Below are 23,011 nucleotides of genomic sequence, written 5' to 3'. Positions count from 1 at the left end.
TTAAAGGTAATAAATTTTTAAACAGCTGTAAAACAATAGTTTATGTTGTATTTTAACAACCACAATAAATTTCAATTTTCCAAAAATCATCCTTGTCTATTAAGGTATAGTAGCATCCGGCTTCTTGGTCTGTAGGACCGTAAGTGTCTTTATTCCATTGATTTGGCATATTGGTTAAGCTTGCATCATACATAAGCTCAATCCATTTTTTCACTTCTGTTTTATTAATTTTTGGTAATTGTAAAGTAACTTGAGCACCACCTGATTCTGAGCATGAAGAAGTAGAAAATAGAATTTTATTATCAAACGATTGATTAAATGCACAAATCATAGAATCATCATAATCAAATTTTTGTACATTTTCTTTATCTGAGGTTGGTTTGTAGTTTAAAATTAAATAATGATAAACTATATCGTTTCCTTCTTTATCGTTTTCAACAGCTTTTTTTAGAGCTGCTTTATTGGGAGGAACAAGGTTAAAGTTTTGACAATGAGCAACGCCTAAAAACAGCATTGTGAAGCATAGAGAAATTAAAATTTTCATAATTAGGGTAGTGCTGTTTTAACTGTTATAAGATGTATTTTAAAGTTTAAAGTATTCTACCGAAACTTGTTTGCCATCTGCATATTTTGTTACAGAATACAATTTATAATCGTAAAACACTTTTTTTGTTACAAGCTGTTGGTTTTGGTAATTATTTTCAATGTACGAGCTGGCAAATGATACTTCACCACCGGGCATAAATATTCTTTCAAAAACTAATTGTCCGTTTTCATACCTACCTTCATTTTTTTTAGCTCCGCTCTGATGAAAATTTTTTACAGATCCGTGTAACTCATCATTTTTATAAAAAGCAACCATGCTTAATTGCCCGTTTTCATACCATACTTTAGAAACGCCCTCTTTTTTATTGTGTTTATAATTAAACACATATTTTAGTTGTCCGTTATTAAACCAGCCTTTACGTTCCCCATCTAAAAGTCCGTTTATATAATTTTCTCTAATTCTTAATTGCCCATCGGAGTACCACTCTCTAACCAAACCATGCGGTTTATTGTTTACAAAGAAGCTTTCTGAATATAGGTGCCCATTTTCATACCATTTTTTTAGCTTGCCATTAAGTTCCCCGTTTGTAATTTTTCCTTCTACAGCGAGTGTTTTGTTTTTATGCCAGTGTTTTAATACTCCATTTGCTAAAGAACTATCCTTTTTTAGATAGTACTTTTTATTCATATAAAAAATATCGGTTTGTTTTAACTCTTTTAATTGAGCAACCAGATTGGTTGTAAGGAGTAGAGATATACTTAAAATGAAAAAAAGTTTATTCATAAAAAAACTTTAAAAAAACACTATCAATATTGATTGATGTTTTAAAAGTATAATATACAATAGTTTTTAGATTATTAGGAGTTTAACTGTTGTAGTATTTATAAATAGGTTAATTGGATGTGATGGTGTTATTTTATAGCATGTAATTTTAATTATTATTCACGCAAAATTTTCTCCATTTTTCTACCTTTAGCCAGCTCATCAACTAACTTGTCTAAATACCTTACTTGTTTTGTTAAGGGAGTTTCAATTTCTTCAATCTTATAGCCACAAATAACTCCTTTTATAAGGTGTGCATTCGGGTTTAAATTAGCATTTGCAAAAAAATCTTCAAACGTTACTTTTTTATCGATCAGTTCTTTGAGTTTTTTTTCGTCATAACCTGTTAACCACTCAATAACCCGATGTAATTCTTCTTTAGTTCTACCTTTTTTCTCAACTTTAGCTACGTAATGCGGATATATAGACGCGAAAATCAACTTTGCAACCCTAGCATCGTGTTCTGGTGTTGTTTTCATATTGTTTAGTTTGCGTTAAAAGCATTTGTTTTTATATACAATAGTGAGAATATAAAGCTACAATATATTTAAGATTTATATAACTTAACATTTTAATGTAAGTAAGTTGTTTGCTATGCTGTTTTGCAAGAAATATGGCAATCACCTATTTGCTTAAGCTTTTTTTGTATTGTAAAGCAAGTTCTTTATTTAAAAAAAGCACTTCTGGTTTATCTTTTCGTAAGCCAACAGTCCAATTATTAAAAAACTCCCATGTATCATTAACAAAAATAGCTTTGCCGTATTCTTTGGTTAATGCTGCTCTAATTCTTTTTTCTTCTCCTTTAGCGGTTAATATCCAAACCATAGTAAGCTTACCATCTTTAAAACGAGCTTCAAATTTTCTTGGAAATCCTGCATATTCAATCCCATAGGCATTAATTTGAGTTTGGGCATTAGGGTCTGAATCATCCAAATCTACAACTTCAATAATATTGCTTACTTTTTTAAGTTTTTGAAGTTGTTTTTTTAAAGAGCTTCCCATTGTTATAAAATCTGGGATTCTTGCAGATAGATTATACCTAACTAATTTAGTAGGGCTAATAAGTAAAGGGTTGTTCCAGGTAAATAAATTAGGATGTACAGATTCTGGCGTAAGTAACCATGCTGCATCTTCTTTTTTTAGTATAAACAGTAAATCTTTTGTAAAGACAAGATATTCCATAAAGTTAACAGCTGTATCTTCTCGGTTAGCTGTGAATACTTGCGTGCAATTACCCTTGGCTTCAATATAGGTAAGATGATTGTCTGAAAATGTAAATACAGCTTTTTCTAATGTGCCTGTTTTAAGCCTGATTTTGTAGGCTAATAAATGAGTTTCGGTGTTTTTTGACAATGGAAAATTTGGTTCAGAAACTTTTACAACACTAATAGAATCAGATATTTTCACTAATTCTTTCTGTACTGTGCTAAGTGAATCGCCAAATTTAAAACCCTCAAAAACAGATGCAATCTGAGCATTAATGCTTATAGCATTAAAAGTACAAACAATAAGAAGCAATAGCTTTCTATTTAGCATAATTAAATTTTACAAATTAGTAGGGGCAATAGGTTTTTTGTTACATAAATTTTAATAAACCATTGTAATATACTTGAACCAATTTTTAAGAACTTTTGTTACTGTACAGTTTATAATAAATAAAAGCTGCAACTCCACCTATAAAAGAAAAGACTGCCAGCATCCAGAAAACATGTTGGTGACCTTTAGCTCCCGGAGAACTGTCGAGCAGATATCCCATAAGAGGCCCGGCAAATATATCAGGAGTATAACCAATTAAAGAGATTAACCCTACGGCAGTTCCTGTAAGTACTAAAGGTATATTACCTCGCTCCATAACAGCAAAGTACAAAGCTCTGGCTGCATAAACACCAGTAGCAACTATTAAGATAGAGATAAAAAATAGTAGGGTAGAAGATGATGAAATTAATCCGGAAGCAAAAAGAATTGCACCAGCAAATGAAAATATAAAACTTAGTAAAAGCCATAAAGTTGTTTGCGATCGGTCTGCCAGAAAACCAATTCCAACACCAATTACCGGACGGATAAAAAGTAAAAATGTGCCCACTTGAGCAGAATGTACTTGATTGTATAACATAACATCTTGTGCATAAAGAGAGAAAACATCTGTTATTTTATATCCTACATATGCACAAAGGATAATAATCATTAACAAGCCAACAGAGGGAAGTCGTAACACTTGTTTTATTTGAGATATATTTATTTGTTTTACTATAATTTTACTTTCGGTTTTAGTGTCTAGTTTTAAAAAAAACCATACTAACACACCTACAAAAGCAATAATAGCAGACGAAACAAGTATTACATATTTAAAGGCTTCTTGAGTTTCTTTTATTTTTGTATTAGCAATCTCAGATCCAATAAAAAAAGAAAAAATAAGCACTCCCATTGTTCCCATGAGTGCTCCTACTAAACCCCTACCTCCGTCTAAAAAACCAAATGCTTTACCTTGTGAAGTAGCACCACCCCATACTCTTGTAGCTTTAATCATAGGTGCCCAAAATAAAAATATGGTGGTAAAACCCCAGTAACCATAAATAAAAAGTAACGTATTATAATTAGGAAAAGAGGCATAAACTAAACCACCTAAAGCAGTCATCCATAACGCTACAGCAATTAGTTTTCTGGGTGAAAATTTATCGGCTAATGGCCCGCCAAATACGTACGAAAAAAGGGCAACAATACCATAAACAGAAAAACAAATACCTAACTGAACATTATCTAACCCAAAAGCTTCAAGAACAGTGGGTCTGAATACTCGTGCTAAAACAAAAGGTAATATAAAAACAGATTCTCCGGCTAAAATAAGAAGTAACAAAAAATACCACGGTGCTTTTTCTGGGTTCATTTACTAACTATATCTTTGGTTTTTGAGGGTTTAATATATTTTAAAAGAAGCTATAACTACTTTGATTTACTAAACAATGATTTTATTACATGTGTTGGCAACTAATTTAGCAAAAAATAAATGGTAAAAATTCTGTTATTTAGTTAATAGTTAACCGCAATAGTTTGTTTTGTGGTTTTACATAAAAAAAAGCGATTATTAAGGTGTAAAAAGGGGAGTTGAAGTGTAGTTATTTTTGTGTTTAGTTTTTATTTATTTTCAAAAATCACTTTAGTTTTAGATAATTTATCATGCCATCCGCTTGGTTTATCACCCAGAAATGAAAATGGTTCAAACGGAATATTTCTACAAAGACTTCTAATAATTGTAGTTTTAAAATCCATTATTTCATTTTCAATTGTTACAGCCCTAGTTTTTGTTACATATTTACCTACGGTTTTACCTTTTAAAAAATATTCAAGAAAAGTATAATACATGGTAGTTATAAAAAGTGTAGTTAATAGTCTTTTAAAAAAAGAATCCTTTTCTGTAAATAAAAATTCCCTTAGAAAGGATAGTTCAGCAATTGCCGATAAATATCTAGCTATGGCTAAGAAAAAGATTAAAAATATAAAGTATACTATAGTGTCAATTACATAGTTAGTTAATCTTTGGTCGATATTTGCTATTTTATATTGATTTAAATTACAGGGAATTTTTTGTTCTTTTTCCATACTTATTAAACTTATTATTTCATTCTCAAATAACATACAACTGTTTCAACTACGATTTTTATGTGGAAAATCCTAAGCGTATTTTACTTTAAGAAATTAGCTGTATAAATGTAGGAAATCTTTTGTTTACAAAAAAAGTAACGTTGAATTATAACCATTGCCACTTATAACTTATAGTTTGAAAGCCCAAAAATGGGGTGAGCCATGATTTTAGATGATTTGCCGGACGGCTTGGGCTGGGTTTAACCATTAAACTTTCCTATAAATTTTCAAAAAACTCAAATTATTCGGTTTATTAAAAAGGTAAAATAGGAGGAAAGTTAACCTGTGAATAATACACGCAAGGTGTATTTTTTGCAAATTATAGGAGGACAACAGGCTATGAGCTTACAATAAGAAGAAATTTAATCAAGTTTATTAGCTTCTAATTTAGTCTTTAACAATTCTAAAAGCAACTCAGCTTTATTAGTTATTGTTTGTATAGTGCCTTTGTTTATTTTAGTTTCAATAATTCTTAAAGTAATTGCATTTATTATTTCAAATTCTTTTACTGGGTCCTTTAAATTATTCTTGAAAGTTGAATATAACTTAGTTTCAATATGTTCTTTACTAACCTTTTCTAATTGTACATTAAAATTTTCTGGATGTAAGATAACAGAAGACTTTAAAACCGGAAAAATATGATTGTAAAAGACTTCTATTGTGTTATTGTTTACGCTCTTCTCGCTGGTATTTGAGTCTTGATAATATTTGATTATAGTTGATCTGAGCGATTTTTTTTTGATTAAATTTAATTGTCCAGTTGAGTTTAATTCATTAAAAGTGGTATTCACACTTGTATATGTTACAGAGTATATCATAAAACTTAGTTTGGTATTTATACTATCTATTTCTGCTAAGTTTCTTTTGTTACTGTAGTCTGCTAATATTCTTTCACCATTATCAATTATCATATCATAAAATTGATCTTTTCTTTTAAATAGTTGGATTTGTTTTTCTAAATCATTTTTAATTCCAATCAAATATTCATGCTCTTTATTTGAATTTATTCTATTTTGATTCCAGTTATTAATTTGTAGTGCAATCAAAATCCCAATAACCACAAGAATAATTTCTCCGATAGCGTATTTAAAATATTTTCCAATTTTACCCTCAGAAAGCAAATTCTGTCTAATTTTTCTAAAGAATTTTATCATTGGTTATTGGTTGGTTGTATTGAAGCACAAAGGTCTTGTTTATAAGTAGTAGTGAATTTGTATACCTTTACTATTCAGTTAAATATAAAGATAGTTAAAAATAGAAACTTTTTATTTAGCATTTTTTCCACAATTGTCTATGTACCGGATTGTGGGTTGTAAATTTTGCTATATATAACATTACCCTATAATTATATTAGAAAGTATACTTCTGGAATCATCCCAGGTAATAATTATTTGTCTTTTAAGATTTATGATTTCAGTTTTATATAAATAACTATCCCTTGGGCAAAAAAACTCTTTTATATTAATTTCTTTTCCAAGAGATTCTATGAGTTCTTTTTTTGAAAATTTTACATAAGGCCTTAATTTATAATCCATTAGTTGGAAAAATTCTATTTTTTGGTCTTTAATCTTATATATAGAACCATTTTTAAACCCTAAAAACCCCCCGGAGTTTATAACAGCTTCAATCCGTTCTTGTAAAGTAAATTCAATTCTTTTATTATCAATTTCAACAAAAACTTTGTCGCCTCTTCTAAATTTTCTGTCTATTTTATTCGGGTAAATTTCATTGCCTGTTAGTTCAATTGACTTTAAATCAATGTCATAAACACTATCTCCAATTTTATGATGGTTAAGTGTGATTTGTGAAGCCATAACATCTTGTTGAAAGAGAATGTTAGGGTTTGTAGTTATTTCAAAATTCATAACTTTTTAATTTAGTTATTAATTACCTCTAACCAATAAACAGAATATTCTTGTTGATAGGGTTTTTTATCTATTAAAACCTGGTCTTTATAACCATACAGTCCTATGTCTCCTTTTTCAAAACTCAATGAAGGGGTAGTACTTTGCTTAACTAATAAGTTGATTTTTTTTGCTAATTCAGGCTTATTAAGGTCTGTTTCACTAAGGCAAGCAGAATAATTTAAAGTCATTAATTTTTTTACATCTTCGCTATTGGCTTCTATGTATGCATTAAAGTTGTAGTACATAAAGTCGTTTAAATTTAATACACTACCAGCAGCATTTTTTAGAGCAGATACACTTTTACCATTATTAGTTAAGTAAGCTCCAGAAAGTGTACCGTGTGTTACTGAAATTTTAAAATCTGAGATTGTGTCGGCTAGTTTCCGAATATTATTTTCTATATGGGCATACCATTTTGAAGTAAATTTTGATTCCTCATCTCTTATCCATCTATCATATGGTATTCCATTTACAGCAGTAATTTTCTCATATCCGTTACTATCTAAAGCCCTGCTTACAGGTATAGCCATACTTGGAAAGTATACTCTAAAATTAAATTCTTTTTCTGAATTAGATATTTTTGGAACACTAAAAATATAAGCACTCTTTAAAGCTCTTAACGAATCTATTTTACTTAGGATTTCTGAACGAACACCTGTAAAATTCTTCCTTTTCACTGGAACACCATAGTTTTTTAAACCTCCTATTTCAAAAACCTTAAAAATACCTCCGGTTTTGGCTTTAATAAGTTGGTTATCTTTAAACATCATCAATCCAAATTTCCTTTTACCTTCACCAGGAAAATAGTTTGTCCAGCTTGTTTTAATTTGTATCGAATCTTTATTTTTAATTAAGCCAGTATTGTCAAGAACCATAAACTCTCCTAATTTTTTATGGTTAACATAAAGAGCATAATTACCATCATGTAAATTTATATCTGATAAAAAAGACTTTGCTCCCTTGTTTTTTTGGGCTTCTAAAGTATTAATGGGTTTAACCGTTTTTATAGGCAAAGCTCTTATAGTAAAGAAAATAATGATTATGCCTATAACGATTGCTATTAAATATATTCCCATTTTTTTCATTTCTTTATTTTATCGGTTCTATTTAAAAAGTGTTTTATAATTATAGCTGTATGCGCCAACTTAATAAGTTTTAGTTCAAAGAGATGGTGTGTCATTTCTCTAACAACTTCCTCAAAACGCTCTATAAGAATCTTCTACATTCTTAATATTCCTGAAATAGATTAAAACTTTATTCCTTAGTTCATTATTTTAATTTTACTTACAATAAAAGGTTATTATCTTTAGTTATTGGGTTATAAAAAAAGAGATCGTTTTATATAAGTAGGTTTTAGTGTAATTAACAAAAAGTTGATTTCATCACAATGAGTTATAATCATTGTTGCTATTTTTTTTATTTAGATGAAAGCCAGTGTAATGTATTTAACACAAATTGTTTCCAGTGGTATTCTTTCAGATTCATTCCGGCTGCTTGTTTTGAACCATCATCTTTTTTAAAAACCATTGCTGTAAAGCCATTTGAATCTCCAAGAGCAACAACTTTTCCTTTTCCAACAATACCTGCTAATGCTTGTGAGTTTCCTTTTCCGATTGGTCCAACTCCTGTAGGATGCATAACGTTTTCTGATGCTTCAGACAGCTTTAACAAGTTTGAGTACTTCTTACCTGTTAGTGCACTTCCTCCAAAAGATATTAGTTTAGTTATTCTTTCTTCTTTTGTTCTCCCTTTTACAATTGGGTGTTCATTGTTTAACCCTCCGTTTTGTTGAGTGAATTCAATCCAACTTTTATTTTTAAATTTTTTATTGTAGTTCAAACTATCAATTGTTCCTCCAATGCTTGATTCAATTCCAAACCTATTTAGTAGCGGATTAATTGCTTGGTCAAAAGGAGCATGTTCGCTAAACACCAAAAGAGAACCTCCTCTATATACCCAATCGTACAAACTATTTATCTCGTCTTCAGAAAATGTGGATTCGTCCGTTACCTCATTCTTAGTAGTGAAGTCAAATGGAAGCGCTGTTATAATCATCACAATATCAAAACGGTCTAGATAGTCTGGGGTAAATTTTAAACTATCTACTATTGTTTGATAACCATCAGCTTGTGCCAAGTCAGAAAACGGTTTTATAAAACCCCACTGAACAAAAAAGTTGTGGTGGGCACCATCTAAAAGTATTTTTGGTCCTTTACCTGGGGCAAATGTAGGCTTTTTCACTTCTGGGCTAAATTCAGGATCATTAGACATTGGCCATTGTCCAAACGCTAAATTAAAAGAGGTGATTAGTGCAAGCAATATATATTTAGTCTTTTTTGTATAGTACATTTCTTCAGTATGTTTAAATAACATGTCTTGTCTATGAGTAGTTTCATGATTTAGCCATTAACTATGTAAGTACACACCAAGCTGAAAATCTGCGAGGATTTTTAGAAGTAGGCGAGAACAAGTAATTACTTATAGTAGTTGATGTAGCCAGTTATTCTATATTATTCACAGCATGTTTTACTCTTTTCAGCATATCATCAATTGCTGATTTATCATATTTTTTACCATTGACGAAAACTGTATTGATCTTCCTAATATGCTTAATATTTAGTAATGGGTTTTCTTCTAACAAAACAAGGTCTGCATATTTTCCTGCTCTGATAGTACCTAGAGAATCTTCTTTATTGAGATACCTAGCTGGATTAATCGTAGCTGTTTTCAATGACTCATGGGGACTAAGCCCTTTTTCAACATATAATTCTAATTCACGATGTAAGGGGAAACCACCAAATGCATCAGAACCAGCTAATATTCCAACATCAGAACTGATAACTTTAGAAAAATTTTCAATGCGATGTTTGTGTACTTTTTCTAAAGTATTACTCGGATCATAAAACATTCTATAGACCATTGGACTTCTATATTTTTTGGGATAAAACTCAAGACCATCATCACCTTCCATTAATTGCGGATTCGTAATCACATTCTGAAGGAACAATGAAGGTACTAACCATGTATCATTGTCTTTCATAAAGGTGTAAAGTGAATCTAACTTATTTTCATCAATATATTCAACCGGTTCAATCCAAGATCTGAATTTCAATTTGCTGAGTTCATTTAAAAAAATGTTATTTCTTAGGGTGGAGTCTTTAAGGGTATTTAGATAATTAGTTCTTAATTCTTGTTCATTAACTGCTGCACCTAGTTCTATTCCTATAAAATGTTCAATGGTTTTATGTTTCATTGAAATTGCGTCCCAAATACTAACTGCAACTGGAACATGTCCTGTTACTTCTAAGCCGTTTAACTTTCCAACTTCCTGCAATTTTTTATAGGTACTATAGTCAATGAAATCATAAGTTTTAATAAAATCAAATCCCATCTTCTTTAAAGAATCTACGGCTTGGTTAACAGCGTTTTCATTTTCAATAATGAAATATGGCGTTCCAAACTTGTTCGGAAATTTATCCACAACTGGGCTGCCTACAACCATACGAGGACCATCAATAAACCCTGCATTTATGCTGTCACGAACATTTAGTTCATGTTGCTGTCCACTCATTTCTCGTATCCCAGTAATGCCATGGGCTATATAAAGTGGTAATTGAATATTTTTAAAAGCTGGCGCTCCTTGTGAATGTGTATGCATGTCCCAAAGGCCTGGGATTAAGTAAAGTCCTGTTCCATCAATTATCCTCGTTGAATTAATTGAATCAATTGGAAAGGTGTTTGTAATGGAATGGATTTTTTCAGAGGATATAAAAACTGTTTTATCAGGTAATATATCTCCTCTCTCAACATCAACAATATTTACATTATAAATTACGTGCTCAATGTTGTGGTCTTCCAATAGATCCTCAAATTGTCGTTTTTCATTGTCGCATGATATAAGGGAAATGAAAATAATTAATAACCATAAATTAATTAGGCGTTTCATACTCATATTTTATAGATTGATTTTTTTATATAGAATTAGACATAAAGAAGTGCAACATCCTGCTAAAGCTCATAGCTGAATGTATTCCATCTGTCTTGTGCTTAAGTTTTCTTTTTTAATATTTTGACAATTCGGTTTATTGTAATTTCAGATAAGTTCCATTCATAACCTTCAAAATCTGTGGTGTTTATAAATTGAACTACCACAGCATCAATATCTTTGTGGTATTCTGCCAGACTCTGATAACCAACAACTAAACCGCCATGATTGTATTTGTAGGGATAAATTTCTTGTTCTCCTTCTTTAAACACCGAACCATCGTTCAAAGCTCTTAAAAATATAGCGACATCTTCTGCTGTGGCTAACATTCCGTATTCACGAGCTTTAAAATCTTCGTTATACCCCACATAATAACCACTCATCACATCTTCTAAATCTACTTCGTTAATCGAAAAAAAGGTGTTTTTCAGCTCAAGAGGCTCCAAGATTTTTTCCTTGATATATTTGTTGTGGTCGTATCCTAAAACATCATCCATAATCCTACGAAGCAACAAATAATTGGTATTAGAATATTCATATCCTTTATCAGGCTTAAAGCTGGCTGGTAGGTAGAGAGCAAAATCTAAAGCATTATTACCGTTTTCTTGTTCGTTTTCCCAATAAGCTGGATTATCTGTGAAATTAGGAATCCCACTTCGATGCTGAATCATCATCCTCAAGGTAATTTCTTCGGCATTTTCTATTCTTCCTTTTAGTTCTGGCAGGTAATCTGTTAGAGTTTTATTAAAAGACAATCGCTTTTCTTTAACCAATTTAGTAGCCGCTACAGCAGTATATAACTTGCTAATGCTGGCAATTTTGAATAATGATTTTGGATCTGCTGGTATTTTTTTGTTTCGATCTTTCCATCCACCTGTATAAAATTGGGGTTGTTTTCCTGCTTGGTCTATGTAAACAATCATTCCATCAAACCCGTGCCCAATAGCCTCATCAACTTGCTCTTGAACTGTATCAGGTAATGGTAAAATCCAAGCTTTTACCAAAATCCACGGCACAAAAAACAATGATATTGCTGTACCCATAAGCAATAAAATGCGAACAATCCACTTTGTTTTTTTGTTTTTTATCATGTGCTCGTTTAATTTTCGGTTATGACATCTATTTCCTTAATGATTTGCTGCCCTAATTTTGTTAATTGCTGGTATTGTTCAATCATCGTATCAAATTGCCAAGCAGCCAAACCAATAACATTTCTATAAGCTGGTTTTGCGGTGTACTCAATGAATGCTTGGTCATATTCAGACTGAGGTGTGGCTTTTGTAGCCAAGGAATCCAATGACATGAATGCAGAGGCAAAAATAAGTGACCTATCAAATTGAGTATCTAGATAATTCTCTTGGTGAACGGCATATTGATTATAGTTCCTCTCATTTTCTGCAATAATATCCACCAAACCATAATATTTGCCTAAAAGTGAATCAAGTTTGGTATTATTTATTTTACCATAATACTCCGAATTCTTCAATGATTCATAACCACTTGAATTAGGTTTGAAATAGAAATCTACAAAGGCAGCACCACTTACTTTAAATAAAAAGAGATTTTCATTTTCAGTCTTGTTCAAGATGCTATTTCGTGCTTTTTTGCAGAGGTCTGCAATTTGTTTTCTCCCTTTTGATAATTCTTCTAATTGTTTAATATCTTCAATTGTGTGTGTTTTTATTTTGGTTAAATATTCTTTCAGAGAATCATTATCCTTAATTGATTGGTTCCAATTATTTATCTGTAGTGCAATCAAAATTCCGATGACAACCAGTATTATTTCTCCTAAAGCATACTTTAGGTACTGAGTTTTTTTATTGTTTAAAATTAGTTTATATCGTATTCTTCTAAATAATTTCATTCATTTGATTCAAATTAGCCACAACGGTTTTGAGTAAGATTTTGTGGTGGTTAAATTCGGACTTGTAGCTACCTTATGTTACTAAGAATTTCCTGTTGAGAAATCGTATATGATTAAAAGTAGTAAATATTCTTTGAAATAGAAGAATATCAATGAATTATAAGCGATGTTGTGTTTTAATTATTTTGTTTCCCTTTAATCTACTTTATAGCAATTTTAATTTTTAAGCTCTGAATAAATAAGTTCTGTGGTGGTGTAATGGTTTATATGTCTTAATAAAATTGTATTTCTATTTATAGACTAGTTTTTACGCTCTACAACTGTTTTAGGTAGTATTTTTCTTTTTTTATTTATTTCTGAACAAGCTTCATAAATATCTACTTTGATAATTTTATCTTCTTTAAACTCTATTACGTGGACAAATTGACCAGTGTTTTTGATCCCACTTTCTTTAATTGTTCTATCCACATCAAACAGAATTATAATCTTATTTTCACTTTCCACCCTTGATTGGAGTTCAAATTTGTGCAACTCTACTTTTTCCATATTTGAAAAATAGAGTGCAATTTCTTTCGGGCCTCTATGAACGCCATGAAAAGGAGAGGATGGGTGACTATGACTGTGCCAGACTATGTTATCTGCAATGACATCAAAAAGAGGCTGCAAGTTTCCTGCTGCAACCCCTTGATAAATTTCCTGAGTTTTAGTTAGATTTTGATTCATCTGTCGGTGTTTTTTTGTTTTTGCAATTGTGCTCTCGAAGGTTTTTTTAGAATCCCTTTTTATGATTTTATTACCTACAAAATTTTCGAGTAGGAATCGTACCTTATTTAAAGGTAGGAAATATTCTTTTGCTTAACCATTTAGAGCAATGGTTTTTAAATGTTGTTGTACTTTCGTTGTTCTAACAATTTCTTCATCAATTAATTTTATCAATTAAGTCACTTCATTTATCGCTTGATTATATTCTATAAACTGGGATCCAGCATTGTAAGTAATCCCGTTGATTCCATTTATAAAGACTTTATCATTTAATAAAGATGATCAAAAGAATTAGAAGAACAGAAATTACGTAGAGGTTTTCTATAAACCAAAGATGGTTGGTTTCAAATCTTTTTTTCTATATATATCTGGCCAATAGGAATTGAATTCAGTTATATATAGATAATACGTTTGTGGTGGCACGATAAAAAGACGCCAAAAAAGAGGTATTAGAAGTCTACCTGTACGCTCCTTAAAAATTGTTTCCAAGTCCGTTTTGAACACCGAAGCTTTGGCGTAGATGTTAGGAATTCTGCCAAAATGAGCTATACACGGTGTTGTACGCAGGCTTTTATCTTAAAAATTTAATTTTCGGTTTGTAAATTATATCATTTCCATTACTAATCCTTAATGTATTTAGTAATATGAAAATTAAATTGATAAAGTACATGACTCCAATAATAATGAAAATCCTGCTTAGAGTAAAACTTTCTAATATTCCAATTTTTGAAAAGATAAACCATAAAAAAGGAATAGAAAACAGAAGTAATGTCCAAGTTATCTCAAAATTGATTAGATCCTTTCCTAATTTATTGATGTTTTTGATTTTTCCTTTTCGAGATGTCCATAATATGAATGGTATTAAAATTCCAAGTAGAGGAAAGAACAGAAAAGTTAGAGCTGACAGATTTAGAAGCGTCAAATATCTATTGTCTTCTTTTATAGACCAATCAATTAATTCATCTGGATTTATATTTAATGCATTTGACAATCGTTTGAGTGTTTCACCAGTTGGATTTGTCTCTCCATTTTCAATTCGTTGAATAGTTCTCAAACTCAGCCCTGATTCTTCGGATAGAAACTCTTGAGACATCCCTTTTTGTTTTCTTAATTCTTTTATTCTTAGTCCTAAGAGATTCTTATTCATCTTTTAAAGTATCAGTTTTTTGCATTTTATTTTTTCTATTACCCATAAATGCAATTGTTATTGAGCCAAATACAAATCCAGGTATGATTTGTACCAAAGATCCATAACCTATATGATTTAATAGAGCTTGTCCAAAATTATTAAAATATAATCCATAATGTGTGCCTATTTCCCAGTTAGTGTCAATCCACCAAAACAACGCAACAGGAAACCTTGAAATTGGTGAATAAATTAGCAAACTCAACAATAGTAAAAGATGGGCATGTTTTTCATTATATAACTTTGTTCCCCAATAAATTGCAAATGCTAATGTTAGCCAAAGCAATCCAATAATAAAAATGACACTATTTGGTAATCCAATAATTTCAAGTGAGAAGCGAATTGGTGTTAAAATTAAAGCAATTATTATTGGTATTTTTGCGAGTTGAAAAGCCCTATAAACTGTTGATTTTTGATTGATGTCTAATTCTGTTTCCATTAAAATAACTATGATTAAATGTTTGAAACAAAAGTAAAACAGTAGCGTGGACATTGATGTCGTCATGTTTATGACATTATTACGTCATCAATGTTCAATATGAGAAGAATCAATAAAACAGAGCTTTTTTTGAGCTTGTGTATAACAGTTTTTATCAGTCGTCGAATCGAACATAAACTTCTTTTCGACAACGAACTATCCATTCATTATTTTCCTTTATTTATTAATACAAATAAGCGTTCTTCATTTCGTTCTTTTTGGATACTGTCATTTTGTATAAAAACTCTAGTAGATATAAAAAGTATAAGAAGTAGTAATTTAATTTTCATCTATATTTCATCAAATTGCCTCCATCGGTTTTGTATATGAAAAGTAGCAGAATAAAAATGCTATATTTTATATACCATGTTATGCCACGTTATTTAAAGTTCATTTTTATCTTAGACCAATTATAAACAATCAGTGAAATTATCGCTGTAGTTTTCATAATTAGTCCAGCTACTAGTAAAATATAAGCATATTCATTTCCATTTACTTTGTGTATTGAGCCAATTATTATTGCGATAAATGCTAATACTAATAGCCTTATAAACATTTTATTTTTTTAGCCATATTTTTGAGTTTAAACTAGTGAGACTAGCAAGCTGCACAATGCCCTGCTATTACTGCTGCAATGAGAACTGGGTTTGTAGCTTGAGCCAAGCAACCTACAAGGCCGTCACAGGGTCTCGTATAACCATCAGTTAAGGGTTAAATTAGCGTTCATTTTCAGTTTGACTCAGATTTTAGTAATTCCGAGTGGATTTGGACGTAATCGAATCCATCGTAATTCCGGTTATACATTGTTAGCTATCGTTTTTTATTTTGCATTAAAAAAGTCAACTTTTGTAATTTCATCTATTTTCAATTTCCATATTGTGGCTTGGATGGATTTATTACTGAACGGTTTTGCAACATATTCTAAATCATAGTTCATATCAAATATTTTATTCCAGCTTTTCTCAATTTTTTGTCTAATCTCAGGTAAATATTTTTCTTTATCAACAAATTCTATTTGGTTGGTTTCTAATAGTTTATAAAATTCTTTTTCTTGATTCTCATTGTCGGCAATATGCCAATAATTTAGTACATAATGCCATAAATTGAAATCCGATAAAAGAACTTCATTTGTTGGTTTTGTAAATTCAATTCGAACGCCTTTAGTGTTTTTTTCTAACAATCCAGAATTTCTTAAATCAGGCTTCTTTTTTAATTCTGATTCATATTGATACCAAGCCCAAATAGGATAAGAATTTTTGTTTGGCCTTTGTCCAATTCTTTTTTCCATTTGGTTAGTCATCCAATCATATGAACTTTTAAAATCAGATTCAATAAACTTATTAGAAACTGTAATTTCTTTTTCAGAATTGAGTCTTTGATAAAATTCTATTGGTTGAATTGTCCAGAGTTTCATTTAAATTATTGCCAACGGTCACAGCTGTTTAAAAGTAAGAAATATTTTGTAAGAAAAAAAGCAACGTTGAATTATAGCCATTGTTACCTATTGTTTGCAAGCGCAAAATATGGGAAAGCAAAAGCAATTGAACTTTAGCCGTTCGGCTTGGGCAGGATTTAACCAATTAAAAATTCCGAGTAGTTTAAAAAAACTCGAATTATTCGGCGTGTAAAAAAGATAGAATAGGAGGGAATTCAACCGGAGCGATATACGCAACGTGTATTTTTTTGCGAATTATAGGTAACGGTCTCGGCTATGATTTCGACGTGGAAAATCCGCTTAGGATTTTCCGCTAAGAAATCAGTTGTTTAAAAGTAGGAAATATTTTGTAAGAAAAAAAGCAACGTTGAATTATAGCCATTGTTACCTATTGTTTGCAAGCGCAAAACATGGGAAAGTAAAAGCAATTGAACTTTAGCCGTTCGGCTTGGGCAGAATCTAACCAATTAAAAATTTCGATTAGTTTCAAAAAAACTCGAATTATTCGGCTTATTAAAAAGATAGAATAGAAGGGAATTCAACCGGAGCGATATACGCAACGAGTATTTTTTGCGAATTATAGGTAACGGTCTAGGCTATGATTTGTAGCGGTGCAGAAATGCGGAGCATTTCCAACCGTGGCAAATCCAGCCTTTGTTAGTTTCTTAGTTTCAAGTTAACGAATTGCAGCTATAAATTATAGCCCATGTTGGCACCAGTTATTTATAAGTCATGTGTTGTTACAAAACTTTGGTGTTCACCTTCAGCTCCATAGAAATAAATTCCAACTATAATTTCAGAAGATTTGGGGATTTTCAATCGGTCATTATTGTAAATTTCAAAACTTTCCTTAAAACACTGAGTTACAATGCCGTTAAGCACTTTGTTTTGCAATCCTTTTATTTGAGTGACTTTTTTGACTTTTAGTTTTTTACTAACCCTTATTTTGAAAAGTCCAAAAGTCCCTTCTTCAAGTTTAAATCCTTTTCCATTGTCAAGACAATAGTTCAAAAAAGAGTAATTCAAGCGAAAGTCGTTTTTAATGTCCAGTTCCTTTTCTTTTATGTAGCGGAGTACATTTAGTTTTCTATCATTGCTTAATTCAATTTTTTTAGTGAGTCCTGGGTATTTTTCTTCGTTCACTTTTCTATCCAGTTGAATTGCCCCAGAACATGAACCGAAAACAAGTCCTTTTTCACTATCCTCATAGGCGAATATCAGCCAATTCGAATTCTCTGGAGTATAAAATGCACATGAAGAATTCAGAATGCTTTCGATTCTCAATTTGATAACTCTCTCGCCTTTGAAAATCTCACTGATTTTGATTTCTATGTTGTGGTAATTATCACCATAAGGAGTGATTTTTTCAATTTTAGCTGTTGCAACAAAATCTGCCCTCTCAAATCTATCTACAAGTCCGATTATTGCACAATCACAAGCGAGCGCACTGGTGCAAAAAAGAATAGATATTAAGAAAATCAAATTTTTCATAATTGGTGCCAACGGTCTTGTATATGAAAAGTAGCAGAGTAGATATGCAATAATTTTCAGTTTAAAACGTAAATAGCAGAAAAGAGATAACCATTTGATTATCCCTTAACTGCTATTTTTTATATACCGTGTTATGCCACGTTACTGTCTATATCTTTACCCTTTATCATATAAATTGTTAAAGCTAAACAAGCAATTCCAAATAAAAATAATGTTAATTTTTCAAAGGCAAAATTTTTGATATCGTACTTGTATATGTTGTATACTACTATTTCTAAAGGAAGAGTTAAAAATATGAGTAAACCAAATAACATATATTTTGAAAATAATAAACTTTGTGTTTTTTTACTTGTCAAATAAACTCTTCTTATCAAATAAATTAAAATTACCAAGGAAGTTGTATTTGAAAACAATATTGATGTATTAAATATAAAATTATTATCATCAAATTGTAATGAACTATATGATTTAAGCAAGTAAACTAATGAAAGAACAAAAGAACCTATAATACCGACTATTAAAATTAATTTGTAAATCTTATCTGTTGTCATAATTATAAATTTTTACTTATCCTTACAAGCTTCAACCATATTTTTAAAAGTTCTAATTTTATTAGCAATTGCAATACCACAAAGTAATGGAGCTGCTGGACCAGAGGCTCCGCAAGCTGCTAAAGCAAGAGTTGCTAATGAATAACTTAAAATAGCATCACCACAATCACTAGCTGCTTTTGCACTATATTTTTGATTATAATTGTCAAATATATTCGGTTCTTGCTCTTTTAAAAGTTTCAAAACATTAGCGTAGGCATTATACTTATTAAATTCACTATCGGTTAAGTTAAGAGCAATCACGTTATTTTCGAATTGGTTGATTGCATCGTTAAAACTTAAATTAGTAATGTCTTCTTTTAGACTATTTATTAAATCTAAATCTGTTTGACTTAAATATTCGTAACTAAATGACTCTACATTGCTCTTATAAACTGCATTTGTTAAGTAGCTTTTGTCTAGTTTAGTTATAAAAATATCTGAACCTAACTTATCATTAATCAATTGATTTATATTTTCATATTTCTCTATATTATCATCAGCTGATTGTATTTTTTCTGGTATTGATACTTTGTACTCCGCTGATTTGAAAGTCTCAAAAGTTGTATAATTGAACTTATTAATACCTTCTAAGTTATTATCTGTTTCAGAACAAGACATAAACAATATCAATGTAGCAAGAAAGGTTGCTACATAAGGTTTTCTTAAAGTGTTTAAAATATTCATAATTTTTATTTTTAGGGAAAAAGTCTTTTTGACTTTTTTTATGACTTTTCCAAATTAATAATTTTTCTACTCTTTCGATTTTCGTAACTCGGTTTACTTTTTCTTTTATTTCGGTTTCAACTTTCACATTTCCGATTTTGGATGGTCAGTCCGTTTTTGACCGCTATGCTTGTTTTAATGTGGCATAACGGTCTCGGCTATGATTTCGACGTGGAAAATCCGCTTAGGATTTTCCGCTAAGAAATCAGTCTTCATAAATGTAGGAATTTTTTACATACCAAAAAAGCAATGTTGAATTATAGCCATTGTTACCTATTGTTTGCAAGCGCAAAACATGGGAAAGCAAAAGCAATTGAACTTTAGCCGTTCGGCTTGGGCAGGATTTACCCAATTAAAAATTGCGTGAAGTTTCAAAGAAGCTCGAATTATTCGGCTTGTAAAAAAGATAGAATAGGAGGTAATTCAACTGGAGCGATACACGCAAAGTGTATTTTTTGCGAATTATAGGTAACGGTCTCGGCTATGATTTCGACGTGGAAAATCCGCTTAGGATTTTCCGCTAAAGAAATCAGCCTTCATAAATGTAGGAATATTTTTCTTATAAAAAAGCAACGTTGAATTATAGCCATTGTTACCTATTGTTTGCAAGCGTAAAACTTGGGAAAGCAAAAGCAATTGAACTTTAGCCGTTCGGCTTAGGCTAGGTTTGACCAATTAAAAATTCCGAGTAGTTTCAAAAAAACTCGAATTATTCGGCTTATAAAAAAGATAGAATAGGAGGTAATTCAACTGGAGCGATACACGTAAAGTGTATTTTTTTGCGAATTATAGGTAACGGTATCGGCTATGAGTAGTTGCGTGGTTTAGCGTTAAATTTAGCAAGTACACACCAAACTTAAAATCCTCGCGGATTTTCAGAAGTAGGCGAGAACAAGCAATTACTTATAGCTATTGTTGTGCTTTCGTGCTTTTCTATTTTAGGTCTATTTCATCGTTTATTAGTAAATTCTCATTTTCTGACAAAAAAATCACTCATCAACTAATTCAGTTTCTATTCCTATACTTTTAAGCAAAGAATTAAACTGATCCTTGTCAGCTTTCAATTTTTCAATAATAAGATTGGCAGTCTTCTTCATTTCGGGCACCTCAACTGGAGTTGATCCTCTTTCAAAGACACCTTTTAAGTGCGAATACTCATTGTTTATTCTGTCAGTAAGTATTGCTGGAACCGTATCTGTTCCAAAGAACTTTACAAGTTTATCCATTTGCTCTGTATCATCAGGGTATTTATAATAAAGGTATATCTCTAGAAATTTTCTTGCGTTATTACCGAAGTTATAGAAAAGAGTGTAATTTGAATCATCAATAATATCAATGTCAGCACATTTATAGATTTGCTCAAATAGAAAATTAAATTCGGTAAAATAATTCTGAAGATATTTGGGCATAGACTGGATTACCGAACGATTGTCAAATCTATTTAAGACAAAATATCTACACTGCTTGCCACTTCCTTTGAAGTTTATTCTTTTTAGATATTTAAGAAAATCAAGATTATGGGTTGAAATGAATAATTGCTCATAAAATCCTTTGTTAACTATTTCATCCTTAAGAAGACTGTATACAAAGAAAATATGATTACCATCTAAACTGGAAATAGGATCATCAATCCAAATTATAGGTTTGCTTCCTTTTGTGTCAATGTCCTCAAGTTTTGCCATGAAGTAACAAAAAGCAAGTAAGCTGCATTCTCCTTCACTTAGGTGATGTGCTTTTTTCTCATCTCTTATCACTTGAAATCGAATTTGTTTTTGTTCATCCGATTCATCTTCAATGGCACGTAGAGATAAGGAACCATGGCCAAAAAAGTCATTTAAATATTCATTTACTTTTTTCGCTCCTTTCTCCTCATCATTTAATTCTCTTTTCTTACTTTCTATTGCTTCCTCTATTCGTTTTATTTCTTCTTTGATTGATTTGAAATTTGTTTTGGCTGTTTCCTCATTTTTTTCATATTCTTTAATTTTTTCTATTTGATTAGTGTAATTTATGGTTGATATAAAATCCGAAATTTCTCTTAATCGTAGCTTATTTTGAGCTTCTTTTTTCTTATCACTTATTGAATCAGAAAATTCATTTGATTTTATGCGAATCTTTTCATAATCATTCCAAATGGATTGAATTTTCTCTGAATTGTCAGTTGGAATATCAAGATTAAAAGCGTGAAGTAAGTCATCTTTTCTTCTTTTCAATTGTTTTAAAAGACTATCTAATGAGTCTATGTACTCTTTTGAATGTTCAGAAAATGATTCAATTAAATCGTCTATTTCAGAATGAAAAGTAGAGTAAAATAGGCTCTTGTCCAGTTTGAATGACTCTTTTATAGATTGTTTTTCTGTATTGATTTTTTCAATCAACTCATTAATTGATTTTTCAAGTTTTTCAGATTCTTCATCAAAATGTTTTTCAAGTAATGCCCATCTGTTTTCTGAAATATCATTTCCACAAAACCCACATTTGTCTCTTTTATTCTTATGTAGTTTTCGGCCTTCCTTGACCCATTTATTTAGGATAGCATCTTTTACAAGTTCTTCTATTTTTCCACTTTCGCTAACTGGTTTTGCTACTAATTCTTTAGATTCTTCAATGAGCTTAGAAAATTTCAGATCCTTTTGGGGTAATGGTGTAATAGGTTCTAAAGTTTTTTCATCTAGGAGTTTCTCCCATTCTTTTTTTTCATCATTGGAGATGGGTTTAAAGCCTTCGTTTAATACCTTTTTAATGTCACTCTTTAGTTTTCGTATGTCGTAGTTCTGATCGCCAAATTTATCTGCGCTGTATCTAATGCCATTTTTCTTTCCTGTAGCTTTTGACTTTAATTGATTATTAAGAGTATCATTCGCTGTTGAATAAGTTTGTTTAGCATTTTCATAGTTTTTGCTTGCTTCAGATAGACTTTTATACAACCCTGTTTCTTTGCCCTCTTCTTTTTTACCCAGTTTAGATTCTAACTTTTTAATTTCTTCTTCAATTTTATTGTTGTCACCGCCTAAGATTGCAAAAGGTTCAATGCTTGCATCTGGATCAATTATGAATTTTAAATTTTTCCTAATGAAGTCTTCATTAAAAACACGGATTTTTTTGGAGTGTCCACTTAGATTTTCTTGTGTAACATCAGGTTCTCCTTTAAATGATACCGCAAACTCAGGGTTAACATATTTATCTGATATCTCATTTACTTCCAATGCTCGAAGTATTCGTGATAGGGTTGTTTTTCCTGAGTAGTTTCTCCCATAGATAATATTTATGTCTTTGAATTCTTTAATAGTTCCATTTTTCTCTTTTACAGCCTTATCCCATTCAAAATTTTGAAATACGGCAAGGTTTTTAATGTATTTAAACTTTGTAATCATATAGTTTTTTGTCTATTGATCGATGCTATCCCATGATAGAATAATTAGAATGGATTGTCTCTTTAAGTTTTTCTTGTATGAAGCACAACGGTCTCGTGTATGAGCAGTAGCGGGTCTTTATGCAACTACCTTGCGGGTTACAAGATACTTTTTTAAAATGAAAAAGCGGTTCAGGTTAGCACCCAAACCGCTATTGCTTATACAC

The 23,011-nt window shown here is 30.8% G+C and carries 21 protein-coding genes; all 21 read right to left on the bottom strand.

Features of this window, described 5'->3' with window-relative positions:
• Positions 1–52 precede the first annotated feature (52 nt).
• The 21 genes from ACZ5CF_RS09600 to ACZ5CF_RS09500 all read right to left on the bottom strand — a co-directional run bounded on the left by ACZ5CF_RS09600 (position 53) and on the right by ACZ5CF_RS09500 (position 22,806).
• Positions 53–544 (bottom strand): hypothetical protein, encoded by a 492-nt coding sequence (locus ACZ5CF_RS09600; RefSeq protein WP_464579119.1) that lies wholly within the window; start codon positions 542–544, stop codon positions 53–55.
• A 39-nt stretch (positions 545–583) separates the two neighbouring features.
• Positions 584–1,330 carry a toxin-antitoxin system YwqK family antitoxin gene (locus ACZ5CF_RS09595; protein ID WP_464579118.1) on the bottom strand — a complete coding sequence of 249 codons (747 nt, stop codon included), beginning with the start codon at positions 1,328–1,330 and terminating at the stop codon, positions 584–586.
• Between the two features lie 155 nt (positions 1,331–1,485).
• Positions 1,486–1,848 (bottom strand): DUF2200 domain-containing protein, encoded by a 363-nt coding sequence (locus ACZ5CF_RS09590; protein WP_464579117.1) that lies wholly within the window; start codon positions 1,846–1,848, stop codon positions 1,486–1,488.
• 145 nt (positions 1,849–1,993) lie between these two features.
• A complete protein-coding gene (locus ACZ5CF_RS09585) occupies positions 1,994–2,905 on the bottom strand; it encodes a hypothetical protein (protein WP_464579115.1) in 912 nt (303 codons plus the stop codon).
• 85 nt (positions 2,906–2,990) lie between these two features.
• Positions 2,991–4,253 (bottom strand): MFS transporter, encoded by a 1,263-nt coding sequence (locus ACZ5CF_RS09580; RefSeq protein ID WP_464579112.1) that lies wholly within the window; start codon positions 4,251–4,253, stop codon positions 2,991–2,993.
• Between the two features lie 248 nt (positions 4,254–4,501).
• On the bottom strand, positions 4,502–4,966 hold the full coding sequence (locus ACZ5CF_RS09575; RefSeq protein ID WP_464579111.1) for an RDD family protein: 465 nt from the start codon (positions 4,964–4,966) through the stop codon (positions 4,502–4,504).
• Between the two features lie 404 nt (positions 4,967–5,370).
• Positions 5,371–6,162 carry a hypothetical protein gene (locus ACZ5CF_RS09570; protein WP_464579110.1) on the bottom strand — a complete coding sequence of 264 codons (792 nt, stop codon included), beginning with the start codon at positions 6,160–6,162 and terminating at the stop codon, positions 5,371–5,373.
• A gap of 180 nt (positions 6,163–6,342) precedes the next feature.
• Complete coding sequence (locus ACZ5CF_RS09565; protein WP_464579109.1) at positions 6,343–6,873, bottom strand: hypothetical protein; 531 nt, start codon at positions 6,871–6,873, stop codon at positions 6,343–6,345.
• A gap of 11 nt (positions 6,874–6,884) precedes the next feature.
• Entirely contained in the window at positions 6,885–8,000 is a 1,116-nt protein-coding gene (locus ACZ5CF_RS09560) for a hypothetical protein (protein ID WP_464579108.1), read from the bottom strand.
• A 331-nt stretch (positions 8,001–8,331) separates the two neighbouring features.
• On the bottom strand, positions 8,332–9,264 hold the full coding sequence (locus ACZ5CF_RS09555) for a hypothetical protein (RefSeq protein WP_464579107.1): 933 nt from the start codon (positions 9,262–9,264) through the stop codon (positions 8,332–8,334).
• Positions 9,265–9,415: 151 nt separating this feature from the next.
• Positions 9,416–10,861 carry an amidohydrolase family protein gene (locus ACZ5CF_RS09550; protein ID WP_464579105.1) on the bottom strand — a complete coding sequence of 482 codons (1,446 nt, stop codon included), beginning with the start codon at positions 10,859–10,861 and terminating at the stop codon, positions 9,416–9,418.
• 101 nt (positions 10,862–10,962) lie between these two features.
• Positions 10,963–11,991 carry a serine hydrolase domain-containing protein gene (locus ACZ5CF_RS09545; protein WP_464579104.1) on the bottom strand — a complete coding sequence of 343 codons (1,029 nt, stop codon included), beginning with the start codon at positions 11,989–11,991 and terminating at the stop codon, positions 10,963–10,965.
• A gap of 8 nt (positions 11,992–11,999) precedes the next feature.
• Positions 12,000–12,764 carry a DUF6090 family protein gene (locus ACZ5CF_RS09540; protein WP_464579102.1) on the bottom strand — a complete coding sequence of 255 codons (765 nt, stop codon included), beginning with the start codon at positions 12,762–12,764 and terminating at the stop codon, positions 12,000–12,002.
• A gap of 300 nt (positions 12,765–13,064) precedes the next feature.
• The gene (locus ACZ5CF_RS09535) at positions 13,065–13,487 is read right to left on the bottom strand and encodes a nuclear transport factor 2 family protein (RefSeq protein WP_464579101.1); all 423 of its coding nucleotides are present in this window, start codon (positions 13,485–13,487) and stop codon (positions 13,065–13,067) included.
• Positions 13,488–14,097: 610 nt separating this feature from the next.
• Positions 14,098–14,673, bottom strand: coding sequence for a helix-turn-helix domain-containing protein (locus ACZ5CF_RS09530; RefSeq protein WP_464579100.1), 576 nt, complete (start codon positions 14,671–14,673; stop codon positions 14,098–14,100).
• A complete protein-coding gene (locus ACZ5CF_RS09525) occupies positions 14,666–15,151 on the bottom strand; it encodes a hypothetical protein (RefSeq protein WP_464579099.1) in 486 nt (161 codons plus the stop codon). Before ACZ5CF_RS09525 ends, ACZ5CF_RS09530 begins: the two co-directional genes overlap by 8 nt.
• A gap of 859 nt (positions 15,152–16,010) precedes the next feature.
• Complete coding sequence (locus ACZ5CF_RS09520; protein WP_464579098.1) at positions 16,011–16,604, bottom strand: DUF3841 domain-containing protein; 594 nt, start codon at positions 16,602–16,604, stop codon at positions 16,011–16,013.
• Positions 16,605–17,348: 744 nt separating this feature from the next.
• Entirely contained in the window at positions 17,349–18,116 is a 768-nt protein-coding gene (locus ACZ5CF_RS09515) for a hypothetical protein (RefSeq protein WP_464579097.1), read from the bottom strand.
• A gap of 131 nt (positions 18,117–18,247) precedes the next feature.
• Positions 18,248–18,667, bottom strand: a complete 420-nt coding sequence (locus ACZ5CF_RS09510) for a hypothetical protein (protein ID WP_464579096.1) — start codon at positions 18,665–18,667, stop codon at positions 18,248–18,250.
• Positions 18,668–18,679: 12 nt separating this feature from the next.
• A complete protein-coding gene (locus ACZ5CF_RS09505) occupies positions 18,680–19,393 on the bottom strand; it encodes a hypothetical protein (RefSeq protein ID WP_464579095.1) in 714 nt (237 codons plus the stop codon).
• A gap of 1,028 nt (positions 19,394–20,421) precedes the next feature.
• Complete coding sequence (locus ACZ5CF_RS09500) at positions 20,422–22,806, bottom strand: AAA family ATPase (RefSeq protein WP_464579094.1); 2,385 nt, start codon at positions 22,804–22,806, stop codon at positions 20,422–20,424.
• Positions 22,807–23,011 lie beyond the last annotated feature (205 nt).

Source organism: Lutaonella thermophila, assembly GCF_055387725.1.
The sequence above is the reverse complement of the archived record's forward strand: the minus strand, read 5'-3'. Positions and strand labels throughout refer to the sequence as shown.

Bases quoted from the DNA above. Each gene is read 5' to 3' on its own strand.
- ACZ5CF_RS09585 (WP_464579115.1), bottom strand. From the start codon at position 2,905: ATGCTAAATAGAAAGCTATTGCTTCTTATTGTTTGTACTTTTAATGCT.
- ACZ5CF_RS09555 (WP_464579107.1), bottom strand. From the start codon at position 9,264: ATGTACTATACAAAAAAGACTAAATATATATTGCTTGCACTAATCACC.
- ACZ5CF_RS09595 (WP_464579118.1), bottom strand. From the start codon at position 1,330: ATGAATAAACTTTTTTTCATTTTAAGTATATCTCTACTCCTTACAACC.
- ACZ5CF_RS09545 (WP_464579104.1), bottom strand. From the start codon at position 11,991: ATGATAAAAAACAAAAAAACAAAGTGGATTGTTCGCATTTTATTGCTT.
- ACZ5CF_RS09515 (WP_464579097.1), bottom strand. From the start codon at position 18,116: ATGAAAAATTTGATTTTCTTAATATCTATTCTTTTTTGCACCAGTGCG.
- ACZ5CF_RS09500 (WP_464579094.1), bottom strand. From the start codon at position 22,806: ATGATTACAAAGTTTAAATACATTAAAAACCTTGCCGTATTTCAAAAT.
- ACZ5CF_RS09560 (WP_464579108.1), bottom strand. From the start codon at position 8,000: ATGAAAAAAATGGGAATATATTTAATAGCAATCGTTATAGGCATAATC.
- ACZ5CF_RS09580 (WP_464579112.1), bottom strand. From the start codon at position 4,253: ATGAACCCAGAAAAAGCACCGTGGTATTTTTTGTTACTTCTTATTTTA.
- ACZ5CF_RS09590 (WP_464579117.1), bottom strand. From the start codon at position 1,848: ATGAAAACAACACCAGAACACGATGCTAGGGTTGCAAAGTTGATTTTC.
- ACZ5CF_RS09600 (WP_464579119.1), bottom strand. From the start codon at position 544: ATGAAAATTTTAATTTCTCTATGCTTCACAATGCTGTTTTTAGGCGTT.
- ACZ5CF_RS09565 (WP_464579109.1), bottom strand. From the start codon at position 6,873: ATGAATTTTGAAATAACTACAAACCCTAACATTCTCTTTCAACAAGAT.
- ACZ5CF_RS09535 (WP_464579101.1), bottom strand. From the start codon at position 13,487: ATGAATCAAAATCTAACTAAAACTCAGGAAATTTATCAAGGGGTTGCA.
- ACZ5CF_RS09575 (WP_464579111.1), bottom strand. From the start codon at position 4,966: ATGGAAAAAGAACAAAAAATTCCCTGTAATTTAAATCAATATAAAATA.
- ACZ5CF_RS09510 (WP_464579096.1), bottom strand. From the start codon at position 18,667: ATGACAACAGATAAGATTTACAAATTAATTTTAATAGTCGGTATTATA.
- ACZ5CF_RS09550 (WP_464579105.1), bottom strand. From the start codon at position 10,861: ATGAAACGCCTAATTAATTTATGGTTATTAATTATTTTCATTTCCCTT.
- ACZ5CF_RS09530 (WP_464579100.1), bottom strand. From the start codon at position 14,673: ATGAATAAGAATCTCTTAGGACTAAGAATAAAAGAATTAAGAAAACAA.
- ACZ5CF_RS09505 (WP_464579095.1), bottom strand. From the start codon at position 19,393: ATGAATATTTTAAACACTTTAAGAAAACCTTATGTAGCAACCTTTCTT.
- ACZ5CF_RS09540 (WP_464579102.1), bottom strand. From the start codon at position 12,764: ATGAAATTATTTAGAAGAATACGATATAAACTAATTTTAAACAATAAA.
- ACZ5CF_RS09570 (WP_464579110.1), bottom strand. From the start codon at position 6,162: ATGATAAAATTCTTTAGAAAAATTAGACAGAATTTGCTTTCTGAGGGT.
- ACZ5CF_RS09520 (WP_464579098.1), bottom strand. From the start codon at position 16,604: ATGAAACTCTGGACAATTCAACCAATAGAATTTTATCAAAGACTCAAT.
- ACZ5CF_RS09525 (WP_464579099.1), bottom strand. From the start codon at position 15,151: ATGGAAACAGAATTAGACATCAATCAAAAATCAACAGTTTATAGGGCT.